We start from the raw sequence: 23,706 nt of genomic DNA, 5'->3' as shown, positions 1-23,706 counted from the left end.
GTGACGACGCTTCAGGCCCGACGCGGCTCTCCAGCCGACACCGCGGGCCACGCCGCCCGTACCTCGCGAAGAAGATCCAAACGGGCCGCGCCGCCCGCCGACGAACCGGATGTCCACGGGCCACACCGCCCGCCCGGCGGCCCGGTTCGCCGCTTGTGTGCCGCCTATGCAGTTGGTTGTCAGGGGGTCAGTGGGGTCAGAGGGTCAGTGGGTGTCAGAGGGGCAGTGAGCGCCCGCCCCGCCGCCAGGGGGTGGCGAGCCACTCCAGCAGCCCGGCGACGAGGTAGACGACGAGCCCGAGCACACAGGCGGCGGCCACGAAGGCCCAGGCCCGGGGATACGCGGTGTTCGACGCTGCCGAGGTGATCCGTGAGCCGAGCCCGTTCTGCCGCCCACCGAAGTATTCGGACACCACCGCCGCGATCACCGCGAGCGACGACGCCAGCCGGAAGCCGGTGAAGATGTACGGAACGGCCCCCGGCAGCTGGACCGTCCGGGCGAACCGCCACGGCCCGACCGCCAGCGAGCGCATCAGCTCCCGCTGCACGTCCGGCACCTGCCGCAGCCCCCGCACGGTGTTCACGAACACCGGGAAGAAGACGACGATCGCGACCACCAGCCTTCGCGGCACCGTGGACGTCGTCGAGAACATCGTGTTGAACAGCGGGGCCAGCGCGATGATCGGGACAGCGTTCATCGCCGCCGCCAGCGGCCCGAGCAGCCCGTCGACGATCTTCGACCTGGCGGCGACGACCGCCGCGAGCAGGCCGACGACGAGGCCGACGAGGAGGCCGACGACCGCGTTCGCCCCGGTCGCCCGCGACGTCTGGACGATGACCCGGAAGCTGTGCCGGAACTGCGTCCAGATCTCCGACGGCGCGGGCAGCAGGTACGGCTGGATGTGGTACGCCCGGACGTAGCCCTCCCAGACCGCGAGGCCGACGACGCCGACCACCACCGGCGGCAGGACGACGGCAAGACGGGCCCGGGTCCACCTGCCGAGACGGGTGGCGTCGCGGTCACGCCCGGCCGCCGGGGCCGCGGCGTCCGGGGTCGGGTTCACGCCGCGCCTCCGGCCCGCAGTGCCTCGCGCACGGCGGTCACGGCGGCGAAGAACGCGGCCTGCTCGCGCACGTCATCGCCGTCGTCGGCGGTCGGGCCGCCGGTCTCCCCCGGCGCCGCCGGGCCAGCCGGTGCGCCTTCGCCGGCCTGGGCCGGGCCGAGCCGGCCGGGCAGGTCCACGTCGATGATGTCCGTGATCCGGCCGGGGCGCGGCGACATCACCGCTACCCGGTCGGAGAGGAACACAGCCTCCGGAATGGAGTGCGTGACCAGGATGACCGTGGTCCCGGTTTCCCAGCGGATCCGGGCCAGCTCGCTCTGCATCCGCTCCCGGGTCATCTCGTCCAAGGCGCCGAACGGCTCGTCGAGCAGCAGCAGCGGCGGGCGTTCGGCCAGCGCGCGGGCGATCGCCACCCGCTGCTGCATGCCGCCGGACAGCTGGGCCGGCCAGTGCCCGGCGAAGTCACCGAGGCCGACCAGGTCGAGCAGCTCGCGGGCCCTGGCCCGGCGCTCCTTCCTGCTCACGCCGTGCACCTGCAACGGCAGCTCGACGTTGCCGGCGACCGTGCGCCACTCCAGCAGCCCGGCCTGCTGGAACGCGATGCCGTAGCGCTGCGCGGCCCGGGCGGCGCGGGCCGGCTCACCGAAGACCCGCACCTCGCCCCGCGTCGGCTCGACGAGATCACCGACCAGGCGCAGCAGCGTCGACTTGCCGCAGCCGGACGGGCCGATCAGCGAGACGAACTCGCCGGGCGCGACCGTCAGCTCGATGCCGGCGAGGGCGACGGTGGCCCCACCGCCGGCCACCGGGAAGACCTTGTCGACCCCCTGCACCGCGACGGCCGGCACCGTCACGGCCGGATTCGCGTCGCCGGCCGGGCGGTCCTCTTCGCGGGGCGCAGGCGCTTGCGCCGCGGGAACGCCGGGGCTGGCCTCGACCGCGGACGATCCGGGAGGTCCGCCAGCGGGTCGCGCGGTCATGTCGTCACCTTCTGGGTCTTCGGGGCAGGTCCAGCCGCCGGCGGTCCGGCGCCGGCCCGTCCGGTACCCGGCCGTGGCTGGCCCGACCGCCAGGTCAGCGCCAGCTCGACCAGCGAGACCAGCCCGGCGACGAGCAGGCCGGTGACGGCCGCGCCGAGGACGGCGTCGTAGAGCTTGGTCGAGTCGCTGGTCGCGGACTGGGAGTAGGCGATGATCAGGCGTCCGACACCGCCGGAGGTACCGGTGGAGATCTCGGCGACGATGGCCCCGATGACGGCCGAGGCGGCGGCCAGCCGCAGCGCCGGCAGCAGGAACGGGACCGACGCCGGCAGCCGTAGCCGCAGCAGCGTCTGCCACCAGGACGCGGCGTAGCTGCGCATCAGCTCGACCGAGCTCGCCGCCGGCGACTGCAGGCCGCGCAGCATCCCGATCGCCACCGGGAAGAACGCCAGGTACGCGGCGATCAGGGAGACCGTCATCCAGTCCTGCCAGCGCAGCGCGCCGAGGTGCAGCTGGCCGCTCCACCCGGCAACCAGCGGAGCCAGCGCGATCAGCGGCACGGTCTGGCTGGCGATGATGTACGGCAGCAGCCCGCGTTCGACGATCCGCAGGCGGGCCATCAGGACCGCGAGCAGCACCCCGACGACGACGCCGGCCAGCAGGCCCACCACGGCGACCCGCAGCGTGTACCAGATGCCCTTGAGCACGGCCAGCCCGACGGTCTGGCTGCCGTCGGCCGCGACCTCCTGGTGGCCGAGCTGGGCGAGCACCGACCAGACATGCGGCATGGAGACGTCGTCGTTGCGCGGCAGCACCGGCACGCCGAGGAGCCGGCCGCCGTGCGGCGAGCCGACCAGCTTGTACAGCTCCCAGACCGCGCAGACCAGCACCACCGCGACGACCGCGAGCGCGGCACGGCGTAGGCGCTCGCCCCAGCCGCCGACGGCCGGACCTGGCGGGGCGGCGTCCCTGCCGCCGAGCGCGGCCGTGGCGGCCGACTCGTCGATCGAGGCCGTGATGGTCATCGCGCCTCGGTGTCGGCCGCGGGGGCCTTCGCCCGGATGTGCTCCGCGATCGCGGGGATCACCTGCTCGCCGTACGCCTCCAGGGTCGCCAGCTTGGCGTCGTGCTGCAGGTAGACGGCGAACTGGTCGACGCCGAGCGCGGCCAGCTCGGTCAGCCGCCGGACGTGCGCCTCGGCCGGTCCGAGCAGGCAGAACCGGTCGACGATCTCGTCCGGGACGAACGCGGTGTGGGTGTTCCCGGCGCGGCCGTGCTCGTTGTAGTCGTAGCCGGTCCGGCCCTCGATGTAGGACGTCAGCGCCGCGGGGATGGCCGAGCCGCCCGCGCCGTAGCGGCCGACCAGGTCGGCCACGTGGTTGCCGACCATGCCGCCGAACCAGCGGCACTGGTCACGCTGGTGGGCCAGCGAGGCCTCGTCGCCCGGCCCGACGTAGGCGGGCGCCGCGACGCAGATCTTCACCGTGGCCGGGTCGCGGCCGGCGGCGGCCGCCGCGGTACGCACGGCGTCGATCGTCCACGCGGTGATGTCCGGGTCGGCGAGCTGCAGGATGAAGCCGTCGCCGATCTCGCCGCTCAGCGCCAGCGCCTTCGGGCCGTAGCCGGCGATCCAGATGTCCAGCCGGGAGTCCAGGCCCCAGGGGAAGCGCAGCTTCGTGCCGTTGACCTCGGCCTCGCGCCCGTTGGCCAGCTCGCGGACGACCCCGACGCAGTCCCGCAGGGTCGCCAGCGTGGTCGGCTTGCCGTTGAGGACCCGGACCGCGGAGTCACCGCGGCCGATGCCGCAGATGGTCCGGTTGCCGTACATCTCGTTGAGCGTGGCGAACAGCGAGGCGGTGACCGTCCAGTCCCGGGTCGCCGGGTTGGTGACCATCGGACCGACCAGCACCTTGCGGGTAGCGGCCAGGATCTGGCTGTAGATGACGAACGGCTCCTCCCACAGCAGATGGGAGTCGAACGTCCACACATGCGAGAACCCAAGCGTCTCCGCCTGCCGAGCCAGCTCCACCACCCGAGAGGCCGGCGGATTCGTCTGCAAAACAACCCCGATGTCCACGTTCCCGCCTCCCGGTCCGTCCCGTTTTGTGTGGTGTGGCCTATAGCCCTGGTCTGACCGCCCTACCGATCGAGCTGTACCCCAAGGCTTCGCGTAGTTCGGTGGGCCAGCAGGCACGAGCGAAGCGAAGTGCCTGACTGGCCCACCGAACGGAGCGAAGCCCGTTCGCGGCGGAGGACGCGAGCCGGAGGTCCCAACCGCAGCGAAGCAAGGTTGGGGCCGGAGGCTCGCGCCCGGACGCCGCGAACCAAGAAACAACCTCCTACCTGGTGCGGGGGAAGCCCAGCTCTACCGAGCTCGTTGCCGGGTCGGGCCAGCGGGTGGTGACTACCTTGGTCTTGGTGTAGAAGCGGATGCCGTCCGGGCCGTACATGTGCAGGTCGCCGAACAGGGAGGCCTTCCAGCCGCCGAAGCTGTAGTAGGAGACCGGCACCGGGATCGGCACGTTGACGCCGACCATGCCGGCCTGGACGTCGAAGGTGAACCGGCGCGCGGCGCCGCCGTCGCGGGTGTAGATCGCGACGCCGTTGCCGTACGGGTTGTCCTCGACGAGCTTCACCGCCTCGGTGTAGGTCTCGCAGCGGACCACGGCGAGGACCGGGCCGAAGATCTCGTCGGTGTAGACCGTGCTGGTGGTCGACACGTTGTCGATCAGGCTGGGGGCGAGGAAGAAGCCGGGGCCCGACGAGATCGGGTCGTCGCGGCCGTCGATGACGAGGGTGGCGCCGTCGGTCTTGGCGGTCTCCAGGTAGCCGGCGACCCGGTCGCGGGCCTCGCGGCTGATGACCGGGCCCATCTCGCTGTCCGGGTCGAGGCCCGGGCCGACCTTGATCTTGCGGACCCGCTCGGCGATCGCCTCGACCAGCGGGTCGGCGGAGTCACCGACCGCGGCGACGACGGAGACCGCCATGCAGCGCTCACCGGCCGAGCCGTAGCCAGCCGAGACAGCGGCGTCGGCCGCGGCCGCGATGTCCGCGTCCGGCAGCACGATCATGTGGTTCTTCGCGCCGCCGAGGGCCTGCACCCGCTTGCCGGCCGCGGTGCCCGTCTCGTAGACGTAGCGGGCGATCGGGGTCGAGCCGACGAAGCTGAGCGCCTCGACGTCCGGGTGGGTGAGCAGCGTGTCGACGGCGAGCTTGTCGCCCTGGAGCACGGTGAACACGCCGTCCGGCACGCCGGCCTGCGCGAGCAGCTCGGCGAGCAGCAGCGACGCCGACGGGTCGCGCTCGGAGGGCTTGAGGATGAACGCGTTGCCGCAGGCCAGCGCGTTCGACAGCATCCACAGCGGGACCATCGCCGGGAAGTTGAACGGGGTGATGCCCGCGACGACGCCCAGCGGCTGGCGGATCTCGTGGACGTCGACACCGGTCGACACCTGCTCGGAGAAGCCGCCGCGCAGCAGGCTCGGCGCGCCACAGGCGAACTCGACGTTCTCCAGGCCGCGCGCGATCTCGCCGAGCGCGTCGTCGACGGTCTTGCCGTGCTCTGCGGTGATGAGCTTCGCGAGCTCGGTCCGGTTGGCGTACAGCAGCTCACGGAACCGGAACATCACCTCGGCCCGGCGGCCGAGGCCGGTGCGGCGCCAGCCGGTGAACGCCGCCTTCGCGCTCGCGACCGCCGCGTTGATCTCCTCGAGGCTCGCCAGCGCGACCTGAGCGGCCTGCTCACCGGTCGCCGGGTTCCACACCGGCCCGAACCGGCCGGAGCCGCCCGCCACCGCCTTGCCATCGATCCAGTGCCCGATTTCCCGCATGGTGACCTCTCCCGGTGCCGTTCGTCCTGACACGCCCATCCTGGCCGGCGTCGCCCGCACCACCAAACTGAGCGTTTACTTAGCTCCCTTCGTATCCCGTGGACCGCCTTCGCGCAGGGGTTGTGGGGTAGGGCGCTGAGCGCCCTACCTGTCGGGCGCTGCGCGCCCTCCCAACGTTCGTCCCCCAAAGCCCTGATATCCGTGGCCTGGGTTCGACGAGCCCGGTTTCTTGGCTGGCATGGGCTGTGACGTATCTCCTTCGGCCGATCCAGTCATCGCAGGTACTGGGAGAGGCCGCGGCGCAGGAACTGGCCGTGGCCGGAGCGGCCGTGGAAGGCGCCGTCCGCGACGACGACACTGCCCCTGGACAGCACCGTCTCGACCTTCCCGGCAATCTCGAAGCCCTCCCAGGCCGAATAGTCGATGTTCATGTGATGGGTGGCCGCGCTGATCGTGGTCGTCGCCCGCGGGTCGTAGAGCACGATGTCCGCGTCCGAGCCGGGCTGGATCACGCCCTTCTTCGGGTAGAGGCCGAACATCCGGGCCGGCGTCGTCGAGCAGGTCTCCACCCAGCGCTCCAGCGAGAGCTTCCCGGTGGCGACGCCCTGGTAGACGAGGTCCATCCGGTGCTCCACCGTCCCCATTCCGTTCGGGATCTTCGTGAAGTCGCCGAGACCGAGTTCCTTCTGGTCTTTGAAGCAGAACGGGCAGTGGTCGGTGGAGACGACCGCGAGGTCGTCGGTGCGCAGGCCGCGCCACAGGTCGTCACGATGTGTCCTGTCCCGGTTCGGCTCGTCGCGCGGGCGCAGGGGCGGCGACGCCACCCACTTCGCCCCCTCGAAGCCGGGCGCGCCGAGCTGGTCCTCCAGCGTCAGGTACAGGTACTGCGGGCAGGTCTCGGCGAACACGTTGCGCCCCGCCGACCGCGCCGCCGAGACCTGCGCCAGCGCTTCGGACGCCGACATGTGGACGAAGTACAGCGGGGTGTTCCCGGCGACCTGAGCGAGCACGGTCGCCCGATGGGTGGCCTCGCCCTCCAGCGCCGACGGCCGGGTGAGGCCGTGGTAGATCGGATCGGTCTGGCCACGGGCCACCGCCTGGGCCGCGAGCACGTCGATCGCGATGCCGTTCTCCGCGTGCATCATGATCAGCGCGCCGTTGTCGGTCGCCTTCTGCATCGCCCGCAGGATCTGGCCGTCGTCGCTGTAGAAGACGCCCGGGTAGGCCATGAACAGCTTGAAGCTGGTGACCCCCTCGTGCGCCACGAGATAGTCCATGGCCTTGAGAGCGTCGTCGTCGACCCCGCCCATGATCATGTGGAAGCCGTAGTCGATCGCGCAGTTGCCGTCCGCCAGCGCGTGCCAGGCGGCCAGCCCGTCCTGGACGACCTCACCGGTGCGCTGCACGGCGAAGTCGATGATCGTGGTCGTGCCGCCCCAGGCCGCCGCCTTCGTGCCCGAGGCGAAGTCGTCCGAGGCGAACGTGCCGCCGAACGGCAGCTTCATGTGGGTGTGCACGTCCACCCCGCCCGGGACGACGTACTTCCCGGTCGCGTCGATCACGGTGTCGGCGGTGACGCCGGCCGCGGCACCCGGGGCGTAGAGGGCGGCGATCGTCTCGCCGTCGACGAGCACGTCCTGCGGGGTCGCGCCCAGCGGGCCTACGACTGTGCCGCCGGTGATGAGCGTCTTCATCTTCATGGTTCGCTCCGTCCGGGCGGCGCGCTCCGGCCCCTTACTCGCTTCGCTCGCAAGGGACCTCCGCGCGCCGTCCTCCTCCGCTCACGGGCGCTCCGGCGACCTCGCTGCGGCCCGGCTCCGGTCGCTTCGCTCCGGAGACGGGCCTCCGCGAGGTGCGCCTCCGCGCCGGCGTGGTCGCCTGCCGCCGCACCTCGCCAGACCAGGGCTGGCCTCATCGGGTCGGTCATGGAGCCGTCAGGTCGCCGTATTGGTCGGGGCGGCGGTCTCGGTAGAAGGCCCAGCGGTTGCGGACTGTGGTCAGGAGGTCTAGGTCCAGGTCGCGGACCATTAGTTCGGGCTCGTGGGGGTCGGCGGTGCCGTCGACGAACTTGCCTTCCGGGTCTACGAAGTACGAGGTGCCGTAGAAGTCGTCGTCGCCCAGGTCCTCGATGCCGACGCGGTTGATGGCGCCGATGAAGTACTCGTTCGCGACGGCGGCGGCTGGCTGTTCGAGCTTCCACAGGTAGTTCGAGAGGCCGCGCGAGGTCGCCGACGGGTTGAAGACCAGCTCGGCGCCGTTCAGGCCGAGCGCCCGCCAGCCCTCAGGGAAGTGCCGGTCGTAGCAGATGTAGACGCCGACCCGGCCGACCGCGGTGTCGAACACCGGGTAGCCCAGGTTGCCCGGCCGGAAGTAGAACTTCTCCCAGAACCCGGTCGTGTGCGGGATGTGGGTCTTGCGGTACTTGCCGAGGTACGTCCCGTCCGCGTCGATGACGGCGGCGGTGTTGTAGAGGACGCCCGGCTGCTCCTGCTCGTAGACCGGCAGCACGAGCACGACGCCGAGCTCGGCGCACAGCGCCTGGAACCGTTCGACGGTCGGGCCGGGCACCGACTCGGCGTACTCGTAGTACACGGGGTCCTGCACCTGGCAGAAGTACGGGCCGTAGAACAGCTCCTGGAAGCACATGACCTTGGCGCCCTGCTCGGCGGCCGAGCGCAGGTAGTCCTCGTGCGACTTGATCATCGATTCCTTGTCGCCCGTCCACTTCGCCTGGACGAGCGCCGCGCGGATCACCCTGCTCATCGCTGCTCTCCCCTCCGCCGACCCTGACGCGCGACCGACCCTGACGTACGACGCCGGACGCGCCGACGTGCACGGCGCCCGAGAGTCCCGACCCCGACACTCTCAGCGTCCGGACAGTCGTGCCCACCACGCTGGCGTCCGCTCCCCGCCGACGCGAACGTCCTGCTCAGCGACCGGATCCGCCCGGGTGGACGGGGTTTGCGTGACCGCAGACTACTGTCACACTGGGGGCCGGACAATCGCCTTTCTGTTTCATTTTGTTACGCGGCGGTTCGGGTTGTTTCAGGCGGGAGACGGGGACGCATGCTCGGCACGATCACCGCGGCGGTCGAGGACCGGTCCGCGCGCGGCATCGCGGGCACCGTCAGTCGGCTGGTGATGGCGGGCGCGCTGCCGGCCGGGACCCGGCTGCCGACCGTCCGGGAGCTCGCCACCGAACTCGGCATCAGCCCGACCACTGTCAGCCAGGCCTGGCGCACGCTGGCCCGCGCCGGCGTGATCTCCCCGCGCGGCCGGGCCGGGACGTTCGTGCTCGCCGGCCCACCCGCCGCCACCGACCCGCGCCGCTATCGCCGGATCACCCGCAGCCCAGGCCGGCTGCCGCACGACTACTCCACCGGCACCCCCGACGCCACGCTGCTGCCCGACCTGGCGCCGCTGCTGGCCCGCGTCGCCCAGGGAGGCAACCTGACCCTGAGCTACCTGGACGACCCGGTGCTCCCGGCCCTGGAGAAGGAGTTGCGGATCCGCTGGCCGTTCCCGCCGGCCGCGCTGACCGTCGTCGACGGCGCGCTGGACGGGCTCGACCGGGTGACCAGGGAGCTGGTCGGCTTCGGCAGCCGGGTGCTCGTCGAGAACCCCTGCTTCCCACCGCTGCTCGACCTGCTGGACGTCGTCGGCGCCGAGGTGGTCGCGCTGCCGCTGGACGACGAGGGGGTCCGGCCCGAGGCGCTGCGCGCCGCCCTCGGCGCAGCGGCCGGCGCGGAGCCGGTCGCCCTTTTCTTACAGCCGCGGGCGCAGAACCCGACCGGGGTGAGCATGACCGCGCGACGGGCCGAACAGCTGGCCGACCTGCTGGCCGGCCGGGCCGTCACCGTCGTGGAGGACGACCACAGCGGCGACGTCGCCACCGCGCGCCCGATCAGCCTCGGCCAGCATCTGCCCGGCTCGACCGTCCACATCCACAGCTTCTCGAAGAGCCACGGCCCGGACCTGCGGCTGGCCGCGGTCGGTGGCGTCGAGTCGGTGGTGAACGGCCTCGCCACCCGCCGGATGCTCGGCCCCGGCTGGTCCAGCCGCCTGCTGCAGGCCGTCCTCGCCGAACTCCTCGGCGACGACGAGACCGAGCGGACCCTCGCCCACGCCCGAGCCGTCTACGCCCACCGCCGCGAGGCCATGACCGCGGCCCTCACCGCCCGCGGCGTCCGCGCCCAGGCCCCCGACGGGATCAACCTCTGGATGGAGGTCGCCGACGAGCAGGTGGCCCTCGTCTCCCTAGCCGCCCGCGGCATCGGCGCCGCCCCCGGCACCCCCTTCGAGGCCGCCCCCTCGGCCCCCACCACCTGCGCGTCACGGTCGGCCTCATCCCCGACCAGGACCTCGAAACGGTGGCAGACCTCCTAGCCGAAGCCGCCCGCGGTTAGAGCCACGGGCGTGATCGCCCGCTGGTCACTGGGCGGCGGCCGCAGATTCCGTCATGCTACTCATCATGCTACCGACTTCCCGTCATGCTACCGAGTAGCATGACGGGGGAACCGCACAGTGATGAGGTGTGCATGGATCGCGAGACGGTGAGCCGGATCCTCGCCGACCTGGCCCGGCTCGGGCGTGACAACTACCGAGTGGAAGTGAAGAAGGCACGGGGTGGGATGCCCACCACGCTCCACGAGACGATCAGCGCGTTCGCGAACGCGGATGGCGGCACGATCATCCTGGGCGTCGACGAGAAGGCGTCCTTCGAGGTCACCGGCCTGCTTGACCCAGACGGGATCCGGGACCGCTTCGTGGGGCTCTGCCGGTCCATGGAGCCGGCGATCGCCGCTCCGGTTGACATCGTGGACATGAGCGGGTCAAAGGTGCTCGTCGCCGAAATCCCGGGTGTTCCTCGGGAGCATCGGCCGTGTCATCTCGCCTCGATGGCGCCGTGGGACAGCTCGTTTGTCCGCATGTCGGACGGCGACCGGAAGCTGTCGGCGTACGAGGTGCAGATCCTCCTGGAGAATCGGAAGCCTGTCCGGCACGATGCGTCCGTCGTGACCGAGGCATCGGAAGCGGACCTCGACCGGCCGCGGGTCGACGCGTACCTGGCGCGGGTCCGCGAGCAGCGCGGAGTGTTCACCGGGCGCACCGACGACGAAATTCTCCGCCTCCTCAACGTCCTGCGTGACACCCCGGACGGACCACGACCCACGCTCGCCGGGCTGCTTGCGTTCGGCCGCTACCCCCAACAGCACCTGCCGCAGCTGAACGTGACAGTCACGGTTTTTCCGACCCCAGATCCGACCAAGCCCGGTCCACGCGGCGAGCGGTTCCTGGACAGTCGATCGATCGATGGGTCGATCCCCCTGATCGTCCAGGACGCCATCGCCCTGCTGAAACGACACATGAAGCAGCGGAGCATCATCGCGGGAATTTTCCGGATCGAGGAATGGGAGTACCCGGAGGAGGTCCTGCGGGAGGTGCTGGTCAATGCCATCGCCCACCGCGACTACTCGTCCTCCGCGCAGGGTGCGCAGGTCCAGGTCGAGCTCTATCCGGACCGGCTGCTCGTCCGCAACCCAGGAGGACTGTTCGGGCCGCTGAACATCGCGGAGCTCGGACTAGGCACCATTCCCGCCTCGTCCCGCAACCTGGTGCTGCTCAAGATCCTGGAGGACACGCCGCTCGAGCCGGGACACACAGTCTGCGAAAATCGGGGCACGGGCATCGCTCAGGTCCGTGCCACGCTGAGCAATGCCGGCATGGAGCCAGCACGCTTCGAGGACAACATCGCGACGTTCGCGGTGACAATCCCGAACCACGCGCTGCTCGACGAGCCAACCATCTCCTGGTTGTCGACGATGAACGTCGAAGCATTGAGCCGAGGGCAGCTGACCGCGATGGCGCTCGCTCGGCGCGGTGAGATCCTGACCAACGTCAGCTACCGTCAGGCGACCGGCGTCGCCGACAGCCGGACAGCTACTGCGCACCTCCGTGAACTATGCGAACGCGGTCTACTGGTGCGGCGGGGCGAACGGGGCCAGAGCACCTATCGCCTAGCCTCCGGCGAAGGCAGGAACAAGCCGCGCCAGGAGATCATACCTGCCGTCGCGCACGAGAGAACACCGCGGACGCACCGTGACGTGGTACTCGCGAGCCTGTCCAACGAGCCGACCAGCCGCCGCGTGATCGTCGATCAGACCGGTCTCACCGACGTTCAGGTTCGCAACGCCCTCGGAAGTCTGCGGCGGGCCCGGCTCGCCGAAATCGTAGGGCCCGTCACGTCGAAGAACGCGCTCTGGCGGCTGGCCGACGACCAGCCTGCTTCCTGAGGAGGTCCGAGGCGCGCGTCGGGCCTCGCTTCGATCAGTCAGCCTGTCGCCCAGACGCGAACCGTCTTATCCCGGCTGCTGCTCACCAGCGTGTTGCCATCGGGCAGGAAAGCCACCTTTGTCACGGTGCTGGTATGGCCGGAGAGCGGGTCGCCGAGCGGTCTCGGAGAGTTCAGGGTGGTCACGTCCCACAGCAGGATGGTGCCGTCGCCGCCCGCGGCGGCGAGGGTAGGACCCTCGCGGGCGAACGCCACCGCCCACATCTCGTTGGCTTCGCTGATCGCGATGAGCAGGCGGGGGCTCGACGGATTGGAGACATCCCACAGCCGCACCGTGTGGTCGACACTGGCAGTGGCGACGGTACGACCGTCGGGCGCGAAAGACACCGACTCGATCGCCTTGGTGCCGTTGCTGGGCTGGACAGGCAGCATGCCCACCAACCGCGGCGCCTTGTTCGGGTTGGAGGTGTCCCAGAGGCCGACCGAGCCGAACTGGCCGCCGGTCGCGAGGAGCGAACCGTCGGGGGCGAACGCCACCGACCACACCTCACCGCTCTGGCCGTCGAACGCGCCCAGCGACCTTGGCTCGTCCGGGTTGGAGACGTTCCACATCCGGAGCTGGCCCTTGTGGTCGCCGCTGACGAACAGGTTCCCCACCGGCGAGAACCCCACCGCCCAGGCCGAGGCAGCGCCTGGCTCGACGAGCGGCGCACCGCGTGGAGTCACCGATGACGTGTTGGAGGTATTCCACAGCTGGACCGTGCCGTTTCTGGTGCCGCTCGCGAGCGTCTGCCCGCCGGGCGCGAAAGCCACCGTCATAGCCCCGGTCCCGTCGCCGGTGGACACGGCGGGCAGCACGCTCGGCTTCGCCGGATGGGACATGTCCCAGAGTTGCACTGTGCCGTTCTCGCTGGCGGCGGCGAGAGTGCCGCCGTCGGGGCTCACCGCGACCCACCAGACCTGACTGTGGGCGTCGGTCAGCGGTCCACCCACGGCATGGAAAGCGGCTGGTGCCGTCGAGGTTGGTGACAGCGACCCCACCGACCGACCACTGTTTGCCTTCCCACCCCATGGAACGACGAAAATCAGGACCGTGACAACGACGACGGCCATGGCCGCCGCCCCGATTGCAAGCCATCCCCGGCTGGAAGGATTCGTGGGTCGGTCGGCCGACGGGCGCCACGGACTCCCCGGACGAACCGGAACGGTGACGTCATGCCGCCGGGCGATCTTCAGGAGACGATCGTTCCGCGGGTAGTCCGTGAGGGCCCCGACCAGCAGTTTCCGCAGCGGCGCGGCAATGATGCCGCCGCCCAGGGTCCGGATGATCCCCCACCAGACATCCGAGGGACTCGCACCCGGCGCGAAGCCCGGAAGCAGGCCCATCGGCACGTGAAGCCGACCTTCGAGCAACCGCCGGGCGGCGAGCCCGTCCTGGTAGAGATGCGCGAGCTCACTGACCAGCACTTCTTGCTCGCGAGAGGAGAGCCGGAGTTCCGATTCCTCGCCGTTTCCACGGCCGTATCGGCTCGAGGCCGCCCGGCCGGACGACACCGTGTCCTCAGGTCGGTCCCGCCGGCCGTAGTCACCAACCACGGACGCGCCCAGCCTCGCCACGTTCCGTGACAGGAACACGGCGTACTTCGTCGTGAGGCATTGTCCCCCGCCTGCCCTCGGCCGTGCGGCGCCACCAGAGTGGGGCCGTTACGGCCGGTCCGATCCGGACCAACAGCGGCGATCCTAACCACCAACGCAGCGAGCGAATTCCATGGAACCCGTCATCGGCTCCTGATAGCCCAAAGGAGCCACGGGACAAATCGGGTCATACCTGGTGGGCCGGAAAGGCGCAGTTCCACGACCAGCAGGTATGACTCGGCGAGCGCCGGCCCGTCGCCTTGATCGCTGTTTTCGCCCTCTGGTGGTTACGAAACAGCGGCGGGGACGACCACCTGAGGGCCGAAACGGCGATCATGGGAGGCCGAAACCGGCCGAGCTGGCCGGGAGCGCGAGACCTTGTGCGCGAGGGGCCGCTAAGACGGTGGGGTGCGGGGCAGGCGGACCTCGAAACGGGTGTCGCCCGGCTCGGAGTTGCTTACCCGCAAATCGCCGTGATGCTTGTTGACGACGATGCGCCAGGAGATGTCGAGGCCGAGGCCGGTGCCCTCGCCCACCGGCTTCGTGGTGAAGAAGGGCTCGAAGATTCGGCCCTGGATGTCGGCGGGAATCCCGGAGCCGGTGTCGCCGATTTCCACGAAGACCGACCCGTCGCTCTCCCAGGTCCGGATCGTGAGGGTTCCACCGTCGGTGCCGGCCATCGCGCCGAGCGCGTTGTCCACGAGGTTCGTCCAGACCTGGTTCAGCTCGGCCGCGTAGACGCCGATCGGGGCGATCGAGCGGTCGTAGTCCTTGACCACCCGGATGCCGTCGATCTTGCGGGCGAGCATCACCAGCGTGCTGTCGAGCAGCTCGTGCAGGTCGACGGTCTGGAACGGGCCGCGGTCGAGCTGCGAGTACTGCCGGGCGGCGCCGACCAGCGTCGAGACCCGGGTCGTCGAGTCCTCGATCTCGTTCATCAGCAGCTCGGTCTCGACGGTGTAGCCGAGCCAGCGCACCGCGCTGCCCAGGTGCTCGCCGCCGACCAGCTCCGCGACCTGGTCGAGCCACGGGACGTCCAGGCCGGCCTGGACGAAGACCGGCGCGACGTCCCAGCCGAAGCCGATGCCGTGGTCGTCGAACCAGTCGCCGAGCTCGTCCTCGCGGTCGCTCGCCTCCAGCGGGGACAGCTGCTTCGTCTTCTTGGCGACCCGTTCGGCCGCCTCCTCCTGAAGCCGGATGAGGGTCACAAGCACGGACTTGTCGTAGATGCCCGCGGCGATGAGGCCCAGCTTGTGCCGCATACCGGCGACCCGCTCGCGCAGCCCGGCGGTCGCCCGCACGGCGGCGGCGGCCGGGTTGTTGAGCTCGTGGGTCAGGCCGGCCGAGAGGGCGCCGAGCGCGAGCAGCCGCTCCCGCTGACTGACCGCCTCCTGGACGTTGCGCATCCCGAAGAACAGGCCCTCCAGCAGGTGGACCGCCATCGGGAACCAGTCCCGCATCAGGAACGAGAACTGCTCCGCCTCGAGCACGAAGAGCCGGGAGCGCCTGGTAGCCCGCATCGACTGCGGATACGTCTGGGGCACCCGGTCCCCGAGGTAGGCGTTCCAGGCACCGCCGTAGACACCGCGGTGGCCGGTGCGGTTGACCTCGACATCCACGCCGCTGACCCGTTTGACGATGGCGACCTCGCCGTCGAGCAGCACGTAGAGGAACCGCGCCGGCTCGCCCTCGACGGTCAGGTCCCCCGGCTCGACCTCGACGACCCGGCCGCGCTCGCACAGCCAGCGCAGCTTGTCCTCGTCGAGCTTCTCGAACAGAAAGAGGGTCCGCAGCTCCTCGATGTCGCAGGGCAGCCCCTCGGACCCAGCCGCCTGCGGCGGGCCTCCGGCGGCCGACGACGACGCGCTCACGAGAGATACCGGTGCACGAGCGCGATGGCCATCGCGCCCTCGCCGACCGCTGAGGCGACTCGTTTCACGGACTCCGACCGCGCGTCTCCGGCCACGAACACTCCCGGCAGGCTGGTCTCGAGGTGGAAGGGATCCCGTTCCAGGGTCCAGCCGGACGGGCGGCGCCCGCCGGCCACGAGGTCGGGGCCGGCGACGACGAACCCGTGCCCGTCCCGCTCGACGACGCCGTCGAGCCAGTCGGTCCGCGGCGCCGCGCCGATGAACACGAACAGCCGGCTGGCCGGCACCGACTCGGTGGCGCCGGTAGCGCTGTCGCGCAGGGTGAGGCCGCTCAGGTGCTCGTCTCCCTCGCCCGCGATCACCTCCGTGCAGGTCCGCACGACGATGTTCGGGACCGCGGCGATCTGCTCGATCAGGTAGTGCGACATCGAGGCCGTCAGGGAGCGCCCGCGCACGAGCATCGTGACCGTCCGGGCGTGCCGCGACAGGTAGACCGCCGCCTGCCCGGCCGAGTTGGCGCCGCCGACCACGTAGATGTCCTCGCCGACGCAGCCGGCGGCCTCGGTGAGCGCCGCGCCGTAGTAGACGCCACGGCCGGTCAGCGGAGCGAGCCCCGGCGCCGGCAACTGGCGGTAGGCCACCCCGGTCGCCAGCACCACGGTGTGGGCGCTCAGCTCGCCACCGTCGGCGAACCGGACCGTGCGCGCCGGCCCGTCGGCCCGCAGCTCGACGATCTCCCGGGCCGTGATCACCTCGGCCGAGAACTTCACGGCCTGGCGGCGGGCCCGGTCGGTGAGCTGGGCTCCGGACACGCCGTCGGGGAAGCCGAGGTAGTTCTCGATCCTGGAGCTCTGCCCGGCCTGGCCGCCGGTCGCGGTGCGCTCGATCAGCACGGTCCGCAGGCCTTCCGAAGCCGCGTACACCGCGGAGCCGAGCCCGGCCGGGCCGCCACCGATGATGATGACGTCGTAGAAGTTCTCGTCCGGGATGGTGCGCAGGCCCACCGCGGCCGCGATCTGGGCGTCCGTCGGATCGATGAGGGCGGCGCCGGCTGGCGTGATGACCACCGGCAGGGCCGCGGCGGCGAGGCTCGACGGCCACGGCTGCCCGTTTGGCGCCGGCCCGTCCAACGGCTCCGACCCGTCCAACAGTCCGGAGGCGTCCGACAGCCGGGGCCCGTTCGTCGACGCGGACCCGTTCGATGGCGCGGACCCGTTCGATGGCGCGGACACGGCGGCAGGGGCGGCCGCGGCGAGCAGCCGGCGGCCCTCCGGCTCGTCGGCGAGGTACCAGCGGTAGGGCACCTGGTTGCGGGCCAGGAACTCGCGGACCTCGTAGGACCGGGCCGACCACCGGTCACCCACGACCTTGGTCTCCACCACCGTCCGGCGCTCGGAGCGGCACCAGGCGTCGAGCAGCCCGTCGAGGACCGGGTAGAGCTTCTCCTCCGGCGGGTTCCAGGGCTTGAGCAGGTAGTGGTCGAGGTCGACGAGGTTGATCGCGTCGATCGCCGCGCTGGTGTCGGCGTAGGCCGTGAGCAGCACCCGCTTGGCGTCGGGATACAGGTCCATCGCCTGTTCGAGGAACTCGATGCCGGTGAGCCCCGGCATCCGGTAGTCCGCGATCATCACGGAGACCTGGCCGCCGCGCAGCTTCAGCTCGCGCAGCGTGTCCAGGGCCTGCTGGCCCGACTCGGCCCGCAGGATGCGGTACCGCTCGCCGAACCGTCGGCGCAGGTCGCGGGCCACCGCCCGGGAGACGCTCGGGTCGTCGTCAACGGTGAGGATCGCGGGCCGGATGGCACCCGACTGTGTCGGTTGCGTGGCTGTACCGGCGGCCAGATCGGTTCCGGCCAGCGGATCGGTCTCGGTCACGTCAGTGCCCCTGTCAGAGCTGTCCCCAACCCGTCTGCGGTCTCGCTCAGTCTGGCGGCCCACCCCACGACCAGACGGCGAAACGACCGCGGTGCTGCTCGAACGGACGGTCCCGCTCGAACGCACGATGTTGCTCGAACGGACGATGTTGCCCGAACACGGCGTGGACCCAGGATACGTTTCCCCGCCCCACCGGTCCCGTCGCCGACGGCAACCTCACTCTTCGCCCGATGGCCGCCCAGGCCGCCGGACGGTCGACGCTCCGCATACCTCGCCACGCATCGCGAACACGCGCGGTTGTCCGGCCCGGGCCGGGTACCCCGGCGCGAGATGGCGAGCGACGGCCCACCGCGGCGTCCGCGCCACCCGGCCGGCGGTGAGCAGGCACGATCCGCCGGCGGCCGTGCGACGCGACGAAGGAGGACGAGTATGGCCGCGAAAGCGTGGACGGCCACCGAAGCGAGAAGGGAAGCGAGAGCGGACGGCAGCATGAGCGACGAGAGCAGGCGACGGATCCGCAAGCTCGCGGCCGAGGCGATCGGAACGTTCCTGCTGGTCCTCGGCGGCGTCGGCACCGCGGTGCTGGCGGGGGACTTCATGGGGACGCTCGGCGTCGCCCTGGCCTTCGGCCTGACGCTGGTGGTCCTGATGTACGTGATCGGCCCGGTCTCGGGCTGCCACGTCAACCCGGCGGTGACGATCGGGCTCTGCGCGGCCAAGAAGATCGCGCCGAAGGACGCCGCCGCCTACATCGTCGCCCAGTGCGTCGGCGCGATCGTGGCGGCCGCGGCGATCTATCTCATCGCCGACGCGGGGCCGTTCGGCTACTCCGCGAGGATGCAGGGCCTCGGGGCGAACGGGTACGGCGCGCACTCGCCGGCCGGGTTCGGCCTGGGCGGGGCCTTCCTCGCCGAGGTGCTGCTCACCGGGCTGCTGGTCTTCACCTGCCTCGGCGCAACGCACATCCAGGCGCCCGTCGGCTTCGCCGGCATCGCGATCGGCTTCGTGCTGGCGGTGTGCAACCTGGTCTCGATCCCGATCGACAACACGGGGGTGAACCCGGCCCGCAGCCTGGGGCCGGCGGTGTTCGCCGGCGGCTGGGCGCTGAGCCAGCTCTGGCTGTTCATCGTCGCGCCGATCGTCGGCGCGTTGGTGGCCGCGGCCGTGCACCGCGTGCTGCGACCGGAGCCCGGCGTCCGGCTGTCGACGGCGGCCCGCGCGCTGCCGAGCGAGTCGGAGGCGCGCATCGCACAGGAGACCGCCCGGCTGCTGAAGATGCCGGTCGGTGCCCCGCGCCACCTGGCCGACGGCCGTCGAGCACCGGCCGGCGCGGAGGACTCCGCCAAGGTGGGCGCCGGCTCGGCAGCCGGGCGGGCGGGCCGCGACCCCGACCGGTTCCGCGACCGGGACTGGAACCGTGACCAGGACCGACCGGGTGACGACACCGGCGGGTGCTGATCAAGAACTCGCCGGGGCCCGGCTCGGGGGGGCCGGGCCCCGGCGGCCTAGGCGGCCGGCATGTCATGCAGCGGGCGCGTCGGCGGGTGGTAGACGCGGCGGGCGGGGACCCGCAGTTGCTCCCGTTCCGGGTAGCGGACGGCGGTGAGCGCTCCGCCGAAGCAGCAGCCGGTGTCCAGGCACAGGGTGTTGTTCACCCACCGGTGCTCGGTGCCCGGGGTGTGGCCGTACAGCACCATTGCCCGGCCCCGGTAGTCGTTCGCCCACGGCCGCCGGACCGGGAAGCCGTACTCGTCGCGCTCGCCGGTGGTGTCGCCGAACAGCGCGAAGGAGCGGACCCGGGCCGAGTCGAGGCCGTGGTAGCTCTCCTTCAGGCCGGCGTGCGCGACGACCAGCCAGCCCCCGTCGAGCACCAGGTGCGATCCGAGCCCCGCGCAGAACGCGAACGCGGCCGCCTGGAACGCGACCGGCTCGGTGGCCAGCTGTTCCAGCGTCTGGGCCAGGTGCCGGCCGACCTTGGCCGGGCCACCGGACCCACCGGACCCACCGGACCCACCGAGCGCCTGGACCAGCTTGTGCTCGTGGTTGCCGGCGACCGCCAGCGCGTCGCCCGCGGCGGCCATGCCCATCGCCAGCCGCAGCACCGCGGCCGGGTGAGGACCGCGGTCGATCAGATCACCGACGAAGATCACGCGGCGGCCGGCCGGGTGCCGCGCCCCGACCGCCCGGCCGGCCGGGTCGCGGTCCAGCTCGTAGCCGAGCCTCGCGAGCAGTTCCTCCAGCTCCTCCGAGCAGCCGTGCACGTCACCGATGACGTCGAACGGGCCGCGTTCGGCGCTCCGGTCGACCGGGGCGGGCACGACGCTGACGGCGGTCCCGGCGACGCCGGCCTCACTGCGTGGTTCGGGCACGCCGTCATTCTTCCCGGCTGGAAACCAGGCGATCCCGCGAACCGGCTGGGGTACCGGCCACTTCTGCCGGCGCCTACGGTCAGTTCCACGCGTGCGCCGTGCAGGATAGGCGAAAGGCGCAAACCTTCCACGCACGTAAAGAGCGGGAGTTCGACGGGATGGCGACCCAGGGGACGGCGGCCAAGCCGGCGGCGGCCCACGAACGCTGGGTCCTGGCCTATGAGCACGGGCCGGCGCGGCGCAGGCCGCCGGTGGGCACCCGCCTCCCGGTCGGCCGGTCGGTGGAGGTCGGGCGGGAACGGGAGCTCTCGCTCGGCGTCGAGGTGACGAGTGACGGCATCTCCCGGGTCGCCGTCGTCGTGACCGCGACCGAGGCCGGCTGGGACCTCGACCTGCGCAACGCCAACGGCGCGACGCTGCACGCCTGGGGCCAGCCGCCGCAACAGATCTCCGGCCACCAGAGCGTCGCCTGGCCGCGAGTGGCGATCCGGTTCCACAACGGGCAACGGTTCGACCAGCCGCACACGAGCTACCACTGGGTGCTGCTGGAGGCCGACCTGCTCGACATCACCCCCGCCGGCCCGCGGCCCGGCAGCCGGACGTCCAGCGCGACCGTCACCCCCGCGCCGCCGGGCCCGCTGTCCAGGCCGCAGGAGGACGCCGTCCGGATGGTGTTCGAGCCGCTGCTGGCCTGGCCGCCGCAGGTACCGGCCGAGCCGCTGCAGCTCAAGCAGGTCGCCAGCCGGTTGGGCATCAGCGAGGCGGGCGTGCGGGACCGCCTCGGTCACGCCCACGACCGCGCGCTGCGGCTCGGCCTGCACCACAACGTCGGGCTCAACAACCCCGAGTACCTCTATGTCCTGGTGAGCAACGGCTACCTCGCGCCGCCCACCGGCCGCAACCACCGCGTCGCGCTCCCGTGGCTCGAATGAGCCTCGCGGCCGGGCCGCGGGCGCGCCAGGCCGGTCAGCCCGCCTGCCACAGCCGCACCGAGTAGTCCCAGCTACCGCTGGCGAGCGTGCGGCCGTCGGGCGAGAACGCCACCCCGGTGACCGTGTTGGTGTGACCGACCAGTGGGGAGCCGATCGGGGTCGGCTGCGTCGGGTCCTGGACGTTCCACAGCCGTACCGAGTTGTCTGCGCCGCCGACGGCGAGCGTGCGCCCGTCCGGCGTGAACGTCACCGTCCACGCCTCGTTGGGCAGGATCAGCGGGTTGCCCAGCGGGATCGGGGCGGCCGGGTTGGACACGTCCCACAGCCGGACCAGATGGTCGGTGCTGGCACTGGCGAGGATGTGCCCGTTGGGCGCGAACACCGCAGACAGGACCGGCTTGGTGTGGGCCAGCAGGTCGGCCACCATGACCGGGTTCCGCCAGTTGGAGACGTCGTAGAACCGCAGGTGGCCGTCGTGGTTGCCGGTGGCCAGGATGTGGCCGTCGCGGGAGAACGCCACCGACCAGACCTGGTTCGGCTCGGTCAGCGGGCCGCCCAGCTCGGTCGGGGCCGCCGGGTTCGAGACGTCCCACAGCCGCACCGTGTGGTCCTCGCTGCCGGTGGCCAGGGTCCGCCGGTCCGGTGAGAACGCGAGCGCCCAGACCGGGCCAGTGTCGGCGGTCAGAGCGGCCAGAGCGGTCAGGAGATGCGCGGCCGACGGCTGGGACACGTCCCACAGCCGCACCGTGTGGTCCTCGCCGCTGCTGGCGAGGGTGTGACCGTCCCGCGAGAACGCCACCGCGTCGACCGCGGCGGTGTGACCGGTCAGGCGGCCCAGGTCCCGCGGCGCCCCCGGTCTGGAGACGTCCCAGAGGTGCACCGTGCCGTCGTCGCCGCCGCTGGCCAGGGTCCGCCCGTCCGGCGAATACGCCACCGACTGGACCCGGTCGGTGTGGCCGACCAGCGGCTTGCCCAGCGCGTGGAAGGGGACGGGCGCGGCGATGGAGGGCACCGGGCCGCTGGCCGGACCGGCCCCGGAGCCGGACCGGCCGCCGAGCTCGACGATGCCCACGATGACGCCGAGCAGCAGCAGGACCACCGCGCCGATCGCGGCCGGTACCGCCCAGACCGGACGGCCGCGACGCGGAGGCCCGGCGGAGGCCGGCGCGGCGGGGGGAAACCAGGCGTCACGGTCCGGCCTGACCCGGGTCGCCGCCTCGCCCGCCCGGCGCGCGCCCGGCGTCGACGGCTCGGGCCCCGGATCCGGTTGGGTCGCCCCCAGGTCGCTGCCGTCGTCGAACGGCCCCGCGCCGGCCGGGGGCGGGGTCAGGACGTACGGAGGCGTTGCGGAGCCGCCGTCGGTGATGGTCTTCTGCGACAGCGTGTCGAGGGCCGCGTCGAGCCAGAGCGCGAGCGAGCCGGTCCTGGCCTGCGGCGGCGACGCGAGCGTGTCCTGGATGTGCTGGATCAGGGCGGGGCGCCGCGCGGTCAGCACGTCGCGGTGCAGCCGCTCGGCGAGCAGCCGCTCGTCGAGCCAGCCCTCCGGCGTCATCGGCAGCCGGGCGCCCAGCAGAACCTGCGCGGTCGTCGCCGCGAAGGCGTACCAGTCGGCCGGCGGAGTCGCCATCGCGCCCGGGACGCGCATCTCCGGAGCCGCGTAGGGCGCGCTGCGCCCGGACGCTCCGGTCGCGTCGGTGAGCCGGGCCAGGCCCAGGTCGACCAGCACGGTGCCGCCGTCCTCGCGCACCACGATGTTGGCCGGCTTCACGTCACCGTGGGCGACCGGCACGTTGGTCGCCCGCCCGGAGTGCATCTCGTCGAGCGCGCCGGCGACGTTGCGCAGCTTCCGGATCCGGTCGGAGATCAGGGTGTCGGGGTGCTCGTTGTACCACTCCCGCAGCGTCAGGCCCTCGACGAAGTCCATGACGACGTAGCCGGACCGGGTGGCGGGGTCGGCGAGACCGGCGCGGTGCTGGCCCGGTCCGGTGAACACGTCGGTGACCCGGACCAGCCCGGGGTGGTGCAGCGTGCTCAGCAGCCGGTCGGTCTGCTCCCACTCGGCCTCGTCACCCGGCCGGGCCGGCATGATCTTGATGGCGACCGTGGTACGGCCGGCGGCGGACAGCGGGAGCACCGCCCGCCAGACCTCGCCCTCGCCGCCCTTACCCACCTGCTCGACCAGGCGGTACTTGTCGGGAGCCGCCGCGGGACCCACCCAGAAGTCGCCGTCAGACAAAGGGTCCCCCGGATACATGCCGTCGTGTCACGTCACGGCCGAGGCGGAACGTCACCGAGGAGGCGCAGGCCCACCGCGCCCAGACGCCCCAGGTCACGCCAGAAGGCGACCTCGGCCTCAAAGGTGCGGAAAGCGACGATATCGCCTGGTGGCCGGCCACCGCCAGCCCACGCCGGGCCTGGTCACCCTGCGCCAGCGCAGGCTAGTGATCTTCAGGCGCATCTCGTTTGATCGAGTCGTCCACAGCCACGGCGGCGGTGGACATCCAGGGCGGCCGCCGTCTCACCGGGGGGCCAGACAACCACCGTCCGTCACTGGTTCACCAACAACACCCCCGTGATTGAGGAGGAAGGGGAATGTTGACCGACGAGCCGATCAGCTCTGGTCCGCGCCGGGAGGACGAGACCGAGGGCGGGACCACGGCCTCGGCGGCCTGGGCGTGGCGGCGCACCAGCTTCTGCGGCCCGGAAGCGAACGCCTGCGTGGACGTCGCCTTCGGGCCCGCCGCCGTCGCCGTCCGGGACTCGAAGGACCCGTCCGGGCCGGTCCTGCTGTTCACCACCGCCGAGTGGGCCGGCTTCCTGAGCGGCGTGCACAACGGCGAGTTCGAGCTCCCGCGCCGGG

At 71.7% G+C, this 23,706-nt stretch carries 14 protein-coding genes and 3 pseudogenes; 5 read left to right on the top strand and 12 right to left on the bottom strand.

What is annotated here, in order from left to right:
* Positions 1-214: 214 nt before the first annotated feature.
* From I6A60_RS03945 to I6A60_RS03915, 7 genes are all read right to left on the bottom strand, one after another.
* A complete protein-coding gene (locus I6A60_RS03945) occupies positions 215-1,063 on the bottom strand; it encodes an ABC transporter permease (RefSeq protein WP_203023709.1) in 849 nt (282 codons plus the stop codon).
* Complete coding sequence (locus I6A60_RS03940; RefSeq protein ID WP_203023710.1) at positions 1,060-2,043, bottom strand: ABC transporter ATP-binding protein; 984 nt, start codon at positions 2,041-2,043, stop codon at positions 1,060-1,062. Before I6A60_RS03940 ends, I6A60_RS03945 begins: the two co-directional genes overlap by 4 nt.
* Positions 2,040-3,068, bottom strand: a complete 1,029-nt coding sequence (locus I6A60_RS03935; RefSeq protein WP_203023711.1) for an ABC transporter permease — start codon at positions 3,066-3,068, stop codon at positions 2,040-2,042. The genes I6A60_RS03940 and I6A60_RS03935 overlap by 4 nt, the downstream gene beginning before the upstream one ends.
* Complete coding sequence (locus tag I6A60_RS03930) at positions 3,065-4,120, bottom strand: TIGR03842 family LLM class F420-dependent oxidoreductase (RefSeq protein ID WP_203023712.1); 1,056 nt, start codon at positions 4,118-4,120, stop codon at positions 3,065-3,067. Before I6A60_RS03930 ends, I6A60_RS03935 begins: the two co-directional genes overlap by 4 nt.
* A 262-nt stretch (positions 4,121-4,382) precedes the next feature.
* Positions 4,383-5,873, bottom strand: coding sequence for a CoA-acylating methylmalonate-semialdehyde dehydrogenase (locus I6A60_RS03925; RefSeq protein ID WP_203023713.1), 1,491 nt, complete (start codon positions 5,871-5,873; stop codon positions 4,383-4,385).
* Between the two features lie 272 nt (positions 5,874-6,145).
* Positions 6,146-7,567 carry a dihydropyrimidinase gene (gene hydA, locus I6A60_RS03920; RefSeq protein WP_203023714.1) on the bottom strand — a complete coding sequence of 474 codons (1,422 nt, stop codon included), beginning with the start codon at positions 7,565-7,567 and terminating at the stop codon, positions 6,146-6,148.
* Positions 7,568-7,796: 229 nt separating this feature from the next.
* Positions 7,797-8,636 carry a nitrilase-related carbon-nitrogen hydrolase gene (locus I6A60_RS03915; protein WP_203022103.1) on the bottom strand — a complete coding sequence of 280 codons (840 nt, stop codon included), beginning with the start codon at positions 8,634-8,636 and terminating at the stop codon, positions 7,797-7,799.
* 303 nt (positions 8,637-8,939) lie between these two features.
* On the opposite strand from I6A60_RS03915, the pseudogene I6A60_RS03910 reads away from it, so the two are divergent.
* A pseudogene (locus I6A60_RS03910) lies at positions 8,940-10,279 on the top strand (PLP-dependent aminotransferase family protein).
* 132 nt (positions 10,280-10,411) lie between these two features.
* Positions 10,412-12,166, top strand: coding sequence for an ATP-binding protein (locus I6A60_RS03905; protein WP_203022101.1), 1,755 nt, complete (start codon positions 10,412-10,414; stop codon positions 12,164-12,166).
* Positions 12,167-12,204: 38 nt separating this feature from the next.
* Here I6A60_RS03905 and I6A60_RS03900 read toward each other — a convergent pair whose 3' ends face one another.
* The 3 genes from I6A60_RS03900 to I6A60_RS03890 all read right to left on the bottom strand — a co-directional run bounded on the left by I6A60_RS03900 (position 12,205) and on the right by I6A60_RS03890 (position 17,512).
* The gene (locus I6A60_RS03900) at positions 12,205-13,719 is read right to left on the bottom strand and encodes an effector-associated domain EAD1-containing protein (protein ID WP_203022100.1); all 1,515 of its coding nucleotides are present in this window, start codon (positions 13,717-13,719) and stop codon (positions 12,205-12,207) included.
* 476 nt (positions 13,720-14,195) lie between these two features.
* On the bottom strand, positions 14,196-15,614 hold the full coding sequence (locus I6A60_RS43095; protein WP_305038722.1) for an ATP-binding protein: 1,419 nt from the start codon (positions 15,612-15,614) through the stop codon (positions 14,196-14,198).
* Positions 15,615-15,667: 53 nt separating this feature from the next.
* Positions 15,668-17,512: an FAD-dependent oxidoreductase gene (locus I6A60_RS03890; RefSeq protein WP_203022104.1), complete on the bottom strand. Its 1,845-nt coding sequence runs from the start codon at positions 17,510-17,512 to the stop codon at positions 15,668-15,670.
* Between the two features lie 522 nt (positions 17,513-18,034).
* Between I6A60_RS03890 and aqpZ the strand changes: the two are divergent.
* Positions 18,035-18,808, top strand: a pseudogene (gene aqpZ / locus I6A60_RS03885) (aquaporin Z); the annotation flags it as partial.
* A gap of 263 nt (positions 18,809-19,071) precedes the next feature.
* Here the strand turns inward: aqpZ and I6A60_RS03880 are convergent.
* Positions 19,072-20,016, bottom strand: a pseudogene (locus I6A60_RS03880) (metallophosphoesterase); the annotation flags it as partial.
* Positions 20,017-20,072: 56 nt separating this feature from the next.
* On the opposite strand from I6A60_RS03880, the gene I6A60_RS03875 reads away from it, so the two are divergent.
* Complete coding sequence (locus I6A60_RS03875; protein ID WP_203012001.1) at positions 20,073-20,846, top strand: hypothetical protein; 774 nt, start codon at positions 20,073-20,075, stop codon at positions 20,844-20,846.
* A 34-nt stretch (positions 20,847-20,880) separates the two neighbouring features.
* Here I6A60_RS03875 and I6A60_RS03870 read toward each other — a convergent pair whose 3' ends face one another.
* A complete protein-coding gene (locus I6A60_RS03870; RefSeq protein WP_203012002.1) occupies positions 20,881-23,082 on the bottom strand; it encodes a WD40 repeat domain-containing serine/threonine-protein kinase in 2,202 nt (733 codons plus the stop codon).
* Between the two features lie 356 nt (positions 23,083-23,438).
* On the opposite strand from I6A60_RS03870, the gene I6A60_RS03865 reads away from it, so the two are divergent.
* A partial coding sequence (locus I6A60_RS03865) for a DUF397 domain-containing protein (RefSeq protein ID WP_203055562.1) occupies positions 23,439-23,706 on the top strand: 268 nt, incomplete at its 3' end.

Source organism: Frankia sp. AgB1.9, assembly GCF_016786355.1.
GTDB lineage: Bacteria > Actinomycetota > Actinomycetes > Frankiales > Frankiaceae > Pseudofrankia.
The sequence above is the reverse complement of the archived record's forward strand: the minus strand, read 5'-3'. Positions and strand labels throughout refer to the sequence as shown.

What these genes read in the sequence shown, in the direction of transcription:
- I6A60_RS03915 (WP_203022103.1), bottom strand. Translation starts at nt 8,636, where the DNA reads ATGAGCAGGGTGATCCGCGCGGCGCTCGTCCAGGCGAAGTGGACGGGC.
- I6A60_RS03935 (WP_203023711.1), bottom strand. Translation starts at nt 3,068, where the DNA reads ATGACCATCACGGCCTCGATCGACGAGTCGGCCGCCACGGCCGCGCTC.
- hydA (WP_203023714.1), bottom strand. Translation starts at nt 7,567, where the DNA reads ATGAAGACGCTCATCACCGGCGGCACAGTCGTAGGCCCGCTGGGCGCG.
- I6A60_RS03940 (WP_203023710.1), bottom strand. Translation starts at nt 2,043, where the DNA reads ATGACCGCGCGACCCGCTGGCGGACCTCCCGGATCGTCCGCGGTCGAG.
- I6A60_RS03875 (WP_203012001.1), top strand. Translation starts at nt 20,073, where the DNA reads ATGGCGACCCAGGGGACGGCGGCCAAGCCGGCGGCGGCCCACGAACGC.
- I6A60_RS03905 (WP_203022101.1), top strand. Translation starts at nt 10,412, where the DNA reads ATGGATCGCGAGACGGTGAGCCGGATCCTCGCCGACCTGGCCCGGCTC.
- I6A60_RS03925 (WP_203023713.1), bottom strand. Translation starts at nt 5,873, where the DNA reads ATGCGGGAAATCGGGCACTGGATCGATGGCAAGGCGGTGGCGGGCGGC.